Annotated in this window: 7 protein-coding genes and 1 tRNA gene; all 8 read right to left on the minus strand. The window is 72.2% G+C overall.

The genetic code is table 11. The annotated features are described in order from the left end of the window. Positions 1 to 6: 6 nt before the first annotated feature. Positions 7 to 354 carry a VOC family protein gene (locus Q0L15_RS07850; RefSeq protein ID WP_296603441.1) on the minus strand — a complete coding sequence of 116 codons (348 nt, stop codon included), beginning with the start codon at positions 352 to 354 and terminating at the stop codon, positions 7 to 9. Between the two features lie 403 nt (positions 355 to 757). Further along, positions 758 to 833: transfer RNA gene (locus Q0L15_RS07855), tRNA-Ala, on the minus strand. Positions 834 to 938: 105 nt separating this feature from the next. Beyond that, positions 939 to 1,820 (minus strand): hypothetical protein, encoded by an 882-nt coding sequence (locus Q0L15_RS07860; RefSeq protein WP_296603442.1) that lies wholly within the window; start codon positions 1,818 to 1,820, stop codon positions 939 to 941. 61 nt (positions 1,821 to 1,881) lie between these two features. Beyond that, entirely contained in the window at positions 1,882 to 2,481 is a 600-nt protein-coding gene (locus tag Q0L15_RS07865) for a GNAT family protein (protein ID WP_296603444.1), read from the minus strand. A gap of 22 nt (positions 2,482 to 2,503) precedes the next feature. Next, a complete protein-coding gene (locus Q0L15_RS07870; protein ID WP_296603453.1) occupies positions 2,504 to 2,974 on the minus strand; it encodes a MogA/MoaB family molybdenum cofactor biosynthesis protein in 471 nt (156 codons plus the stop codon). 2 nt (positions 2,975 to 2,976) lie between these two features. Next, the gene (gene moaC / locus Q0L15_RS07875) at positions 2,977 to 3,459 is read right to left on the minus strand and encodes a cyclic pyranopterin monophosphate synthase MoaC (RefSeq protein WP_296603446.1); all 483 of its coding nucleotides are present in this window, start codon (positions 3,457 to 3,459) and stop codon (positions 2,977 to 2,979) included. A gap of 2 nt (positions 3,460 to 3,461) precedes the next feature. Next, a complete protein-coding gene (gene glp, locus Q0L15_RS07880) occupies positions 3,462 to 4,700 on the minus strand; it encodes a gephyrin-like molybdotransferase Glp (protein ID WP_296603448.1) in 1,239 nt (412 codons plus the stop codon). After that, positions 4,693 to 6,072, minus strand: a complete 1,380-nt coding sequence (locus tag Q0L15_RS07885; protein ID WP_296603449.1) for a UTP--glucose-1-phosphate uridylyltransferase — start codon at positions 6,070 to 6,072, stop codon at positions 4,693 to 4,695. Before Q0L15_RS07885 ends, glp begins: the two co-directional genes overlap by 8 nt. Positions 6,073 to 6,168: the final 96 nt, after the last annotated feature.

A 6,168-nucleotide genomic window follows, 5' to 3' on the forward strand; every position in this document is an offset into this window, starting at 1 on the left:
GAATCCTCAGCGGGCCTTGTAGAGCACCAGGCCGTTGCCCTGGTTGTCGTAGACGACGGCGCGGCGTTCGTGGGCGTCGTCGTACGGCGGGGTCACGATCGCCCCGCCGCTCTCCTCGATCGAGCGCGCCAGCGCGTCGACGTCGTCGGTGCGGACGGCGACGACGGTCTTGCCCGGGAGCGGGTGGTCGAGCGCCGTGGCCAGCGCGACGGTGATCGAGCCCCCGTCGAGTGCGGCGTAGTGGGTGCCGTCGCGGAACTTCAGCGTGAACCCGAGGGTCTCGGTGTAGAACCGGATCGACTCGTCGAGATCCTCGGTGCTCAGCACGATCTGGCGCACCTCGTGGCCGCTCATCGGCGTCTCCTCAGCTGGTCGGTGTCGGTCGTCCGACTGCACCCTCCCACGCCGAGCCGGCGCGTCTGCAGGTGCCACCCCCGCCGAGTCGGCGCGTCTGCAGGTGCGCCCGACGCACGCCGTGGTCGCCGGCCTGTGGTCGCCTTCACGGGACGTCATGCGGATGGAGCAGCCGCCTGCCCGGGACGTATGACGTCCTGCGACCACACCTCGGCGGCATCCCGACAGGTGCGTCCTTCCAGTTCCGGGCGGCACCGGCCGGGACGGACGATCGAGCACCGGGAGGCCGCCGACCCACCCCAGGGCACCCACACATCAGTCAGAAGAGCCCGACTCGGTGGTTCGGTCCACACGCTCGAAGGGCCGGCTCCCAGCGCTCTGCGCTGCGAACCGGCCCAACTCTTGGTGGAGCTGAGGGGATTCGAACCCCTGACCTTCTCATTGCGAACGAGACGCGCTACCAACTGCGCCACAGCCCCAGTGCGTCCTACGACGCGGTGGGAAACGTTAGCACCAGCCTCACGGGTGCACCGAATCGGCTCCCACAACTCCCGACTCAACGGGCAGAACTCCCGAATGAACGGTCAGGAGCCGACGGCGCGGTGCTCGTCGCCGTCGGTGCGGGCCTGGCGGGCGGCGCGCTCGGCCTCGTCGGCCTCGCGGGCCAGCTGGGCGTCGGCGTCCGTGCGGCCGGAGGTCCACACGCCGGTGTCGTCGAGGGCGATGGTGCGCACGGTGCGGCGCGCGGCGGCCGGCTTGTTGACGTACGTCGGGAGCGTGACCGGCACCGGGTCCCACAGGGCCGGGTCGACGATGGCGGCCATGCCGGCCGACGTGTCGGCGAGCGGGTCCACCTCGGCGCCATCGCCATCCTCGGTGAGGGTCCGGCTCGCGGGGGCCTCGACCGGCTCTCCGTCGACCGGTCGCTCGGCGGGCACGTCGATCGGCATCCGGGCGGCCGGGACCAGGATCCTGCGCTCGCCCTTGACCATGACCCGGCAGGCGACCAGCCAGGCGACCAGCAGGCCGACGGGGATCGCGACGTACCACCAGGAGATCACCCCGAAGGCCGCGACTGCGACCACCGCGAGGATGGCGACCAGGATGAGCGCGAGCACGTTGCGACGGCGCTTGGTGGCGCGCTTGGCCGCTGCGCGCTTGGCCCGCAGCTGGGCGGGGGTGAGCTGGACGGGCGCGGCCTCGCTGCGCTTGTCGGCCGGCTTGTCGGCCGGCTTGTCGGCGGGCTTGTCGGCGGGCGTGGCCTCGGCGGCGGGACGGCCGGGCGTCACGAGCCGGGCGCTGCGCGTGTCCACCGGCTCGCGGCGCGCCAGCACGCGCATGGTGTGGGAGAACCGGTCGACCGACCGGCTGCGCGCCACGTCCTCATGGTGACGGAGCGCCTTCGGGACGAGATAGACGGCCCACGCCACGGCGAGGGCGACGAAGATCAGAGCGCTCAGGTCCACAGGTCAGAGGGTAGGAGCGATAGCGCAGCCGACCTCGGATGTCCACAGGTGTGTCGCAAATTCACTCGTGTGACTCCTGTGATCTGACTCGGGCAAGCAGCCCGTCGGGACACTCCTCGGCGGTCACGGCGTAGAGCCGGTGGTCGCGCCAGGCACCGTCGATGTGCAGGTACTTCGGGGCGCAGCCGACCTCGCGCAGGCCCAGCTTCTCCACCACCCGCAGGGAGTTGGAGTTCTCCGGGCGGATCGCGATCTCGATGCGGTGGAGCCCGGCGCTGGCGAAGCAGTGGTCGATGACCATCGCCACCGCCCGCGGCATCACCCCGCGCCCGGCGTACTCGCGATCGAGCCAGTAGCCGACCGAGGCGAACTGCGCGGAGCCGCGCACGATGTTGTTGACCGTCACCTGGCCGGCGAACCGGCCGTCGACCTCGACCGCGAACGGGTACGTCGTGCCGGCGCGGGCCTGCCGGTGCAGCCGCCGGACCAGCTGGCCGAACGTCGAGGGCCGGGAGTCCGAGCCCGGAGGCACGGTGGCGTCCCACGGCCGCAGCCACGCGGCGTTGCGCCGGCGGGCGTCGCGCCAGGCCCGCGCGTCCGACGCCGCCAACGGCCGGACGGTGATCTCCTCAGAGCTCAGCCGTGCCGGCCACCCGCTCAATGGTCGCTCCCGACGCTCCGCCTCAATGGTCGCTCCCCACGACCTGCTCGGCCGCGTGCACGAGGACCGGCCGCAGCACGGCGAGCCCGTCCTGCACTCCCCCGCGCGAGCCGGGCAGGTTGACCACCAGGCAGCTGCCGACGACTCCGGCGAGGCCGCGGGAGAGCATCGCGGTCGGGACGCCCTGCGCCACGCCGTACGCCCGGATCGCCTCGGCGATGCCGGGAACCTCACGGTCGAGCAGTGGACGGGTCACCTCGGGGGTCCGGTCGGTCGGCGTCAGCCCGGTGCCACCCGTGGTCAGCACGACCCGCGCGCCTCCCTCGGCGGCCGCGGCGATCGCAGCGCCGACGGGCTCGCCGTCCGGCACGACGACCGGCGCGCCGACGGCGAAGCCGAGCTCACGGAGGGCCTCCACGATCAGCGGCCCGGTGGCGTCCTCGTAGACGCCCGCCGCGGCGCGGTTGGAGGCGACGACGACCTCGGCGCGCATGGTCACGAGCGGCTCCAGTCGCCGGACTTGCCCCCGGTCTTGGTCTCCACGCGCACGTCGGTGATCACCGCGCCCTTGTCGACCGCCTTGACCATGTCGACCACCGTGAGCGCCGCCACCGAGACGGCGGTGAGCGCCTCCATCTCGACACCGGTGCGGTCGGTGGTGCGCACCGTGGCGGCGATCTCCACCGCTGGCTGAGGATGGTCGGTCACGGAGAGGTCGACGGTGACGCCCGAGATCGCCAGTGGGTGGCACAGCGGGACCAGGTCGGGCGTCCGCTTGGCGCCCATGATCCCCGCGATCCGGGCGACGGCCAGGGCGTCGCCCTTCGGCACGCCGTCGCCGCGCAGCAGCGCGACGACCTCCGGCGAGACCAGCACCCGGCCCGACGCGGTCGCCGTCCGCGCGGTGACGTCCTTGCCGGAGACGTCGACCATGCGGGCGGCGCCGGACTCGTCGACGTGCGTGAGCCGCTCGGCCATCACTAGAACTCCTCGTCGAGCCTCAGGACCTGGACCAGCTCGCCCGCCTGGAGGGAGACGACCTCCTCCGGCACCACGACCAGTGCGTCGGACGATGCCAGATCGCCGATCAGGTGGGAACCGTGTCCGCCCACCGGCGTCACCGAGCCGCCGCCGCACTCCGCGCGCACGAACTGGCGCCTGCCCAGCGGCGACCCGATCGCGTGCGTGAGGCGCGCCGTGACCGTCGGCCGGGCGTACGGCGCACGGCCCATCAGCTTGCGGATCGCGGGCAGCACGAACTGCTGGAAGGAGATGTACGACGAGACCGGGTTGCCCGGCAGCGTGAAGACCGGCGTGCGGTCCTCGCCCACGTGGCCGAACCCCTGCGGCTTGCCGGGCTGCATCGCGACGCCTCCGAACCACACGGTCCCGAGCGGACGCAACGCCTCCTTCACGACGTCGAAGTCGCCCTGCGACACCCCGCCGCTGGTGACGACGATGTCCGCGCGGACCAGCTGGTCGTGGAGCGCGTCGAGGAAGGCACGCGGCTCGTCGGGCACGATCCCGACCCGGTACGCGATCGCGCCGGCGGCGCGAGCGGCGGCGGCGAGCAGGAAGGAGTTGCCGTCGTAGATCGAGTCGTGGCCGAGCTCGGTGCCCGGCTCACGCAGCTCCGACCCGGTCGAGATCACCACGACCCGCGGGCGGGGCCGCGCCCGGACCGCCGCGCGGCCGACCGAGGCCAGCAGGCCGAGGTGACGCGGACCCAGCACGGTGCCGTAGGAGACCACGACGTCGCCGGCCGAGACGTCCTCCCCCGCCGGCCGCACGTGCTGGCGCGGTGACGGGGCGCGCTCGATGCGCACCCGCGCGACGCCGCGGTCGGTCCACTCGTAGGGCACCACGCTGTCCGCGCCGGCGGGCATCGGGGCACCCGTCATGATCTTGACGGCGGTGCCGGGCGACATCGCGAGCAGCTGCGCCTGGCCGGCGCCGATCTCCCCCACCACCGGGAGGTGGACCGGGCTGTCCTCGGCAGCGCTCACGACGTCCTCGTGGCGTACGGCGTAGCCGTCCATCGCGGAGTTGTCGAACGACGGCAGCCCGATCGGCGCGACCACGTCCTCCGCCACGGCGAGCCCGAGCGCGTCCATGAGCGGCTGCGGGAAGTCCGGCAGCGGCTCGATGGCCTCGAGGATCCGCGCGACGTGGTCGTCGACCGAGATCAGCGCCTCGGACTGCCCAGCCGGGTCAGCCATCGGCGAGGACGGTGCCGGCCTCGACGCGCTGGGCCGACGTCGCCTCCAGGGAGACGTCTCCGACGACCTCGACACCGTGGGCGAAGGTCCAGTCGCCCTCGATGCGCAGGGAGCTGGCCCGCTTCATCGACGGCGCACCGTCGGGGAAGCGCTTGTCGAACTCCCCGACGAGCTTGTAGTAGTCGGTGTCGAGGTCGACGAACGGCAGCTCCGGAGCGGTCTGGTCGAGCACGAAGTCCTGGCCGATGTCGTAGACGTCCGAGCGCAGCACCAGCAGGTCGTTGGTGGTCTTGACGGGCACGAACCGCTCGCGGCCCACCTCGATGAGCCGGGAACCCTCGAAGACCTCGATCGCGGCGCCCATCGCGGTCTCGACCTGGATCACCTCGGGGGTCGCCGGGTCGCCGGGGTCGAGGGTCTTGACGTTGCGGATCAGCGGCAGCCCGAGGATGCCCTGGCGCACGTCGAGCGCCTGCTTCATCGCGGCGAGGTCGAACCACAGGTTGTTGGTGGAGCAGAACTTGTGGCGGTCGAGATCGGCCAGCGCGTCCTTGTCCTGGTCGGGCGTCTGAGCGGTCTCGCGCAGCACGATCCGGCCGTCGATCTTGCGGCGGGCGAAGTGGCCGCCCTTGCGGTCGGACGGGGTGCGCCGGACGGCCTCGATCGCGAACGGCGCGCCGGAGGCGGCGAACCAGCCGGCGACCCGGGCGTCGGGGACCGCACCGAGGTTGTCGGAGTTGGAGACGAAGACCCGCTCGTAGCCCTGCTCGATCAGCCGCTCCAGCAGGCCCGTGCCGCGCAGCGCGGTGTAGAGGTCACCGTGACCCGGCGGGCACCACTCGAGGTCGGGGTCCTTGGGCCAGCTCGCCGGCGAGAGGTCCTTGGCCAGCAGCTTGGGCTCCTTGTTCTGCAGGAACTCCAGCGGCAGGCCCTCGACCGGCAGGTCCTCGTAGCGCGCGAGCGCGGCCATCGTGTCCGAGGACGTGCGGAAGCTGTTCATGAAGATCAGCGGCAAGGTGGCGTCGTAGTGCTTGCGCAGGTGCAGCACCTGGCGCGCGATGATGTCGAGGAACGACAGCCCCCGGCGCACGCAGAGCAGCGACTTGGCGCGGTCCATGCCCATCGACGTGCCGAGGCCGCCGTTGAGCTTGATCACCGCGGTCCTGCGGATCGCGGCGGAGGCGACGTCGTCGGCGACCTCCACCGACGCGAGCGACTCCATGTCGACCGGCTCGATCGACGACTCCGGGATCATGCCGGTCTCGCCGTGCTCGAGCAGTCGGAAGTAGTGGGCGAACGTCTCGATCGCGACCTCGTCCACACCGGCCGCGACCATCTTGTCGCGCGCCCGTTTCAAGGCAGGGCTTCCCATGCTCACGATCGTAGGCTTCCCCTGTGACCGGCTCCCAATCACCCGGGCAATCACCCGGGCAATCACCCGGGCAACCACCCACCGGGTCACCCGCCA

It is taken from the genome of Nocardioides sp., from assembly GCF_024509035.1.
Classification (GTDB): Bacteria; Actinomycetota; Actinomycetes; order Propionibacteriales; family Nocardioidaceae; genus Nocardioides.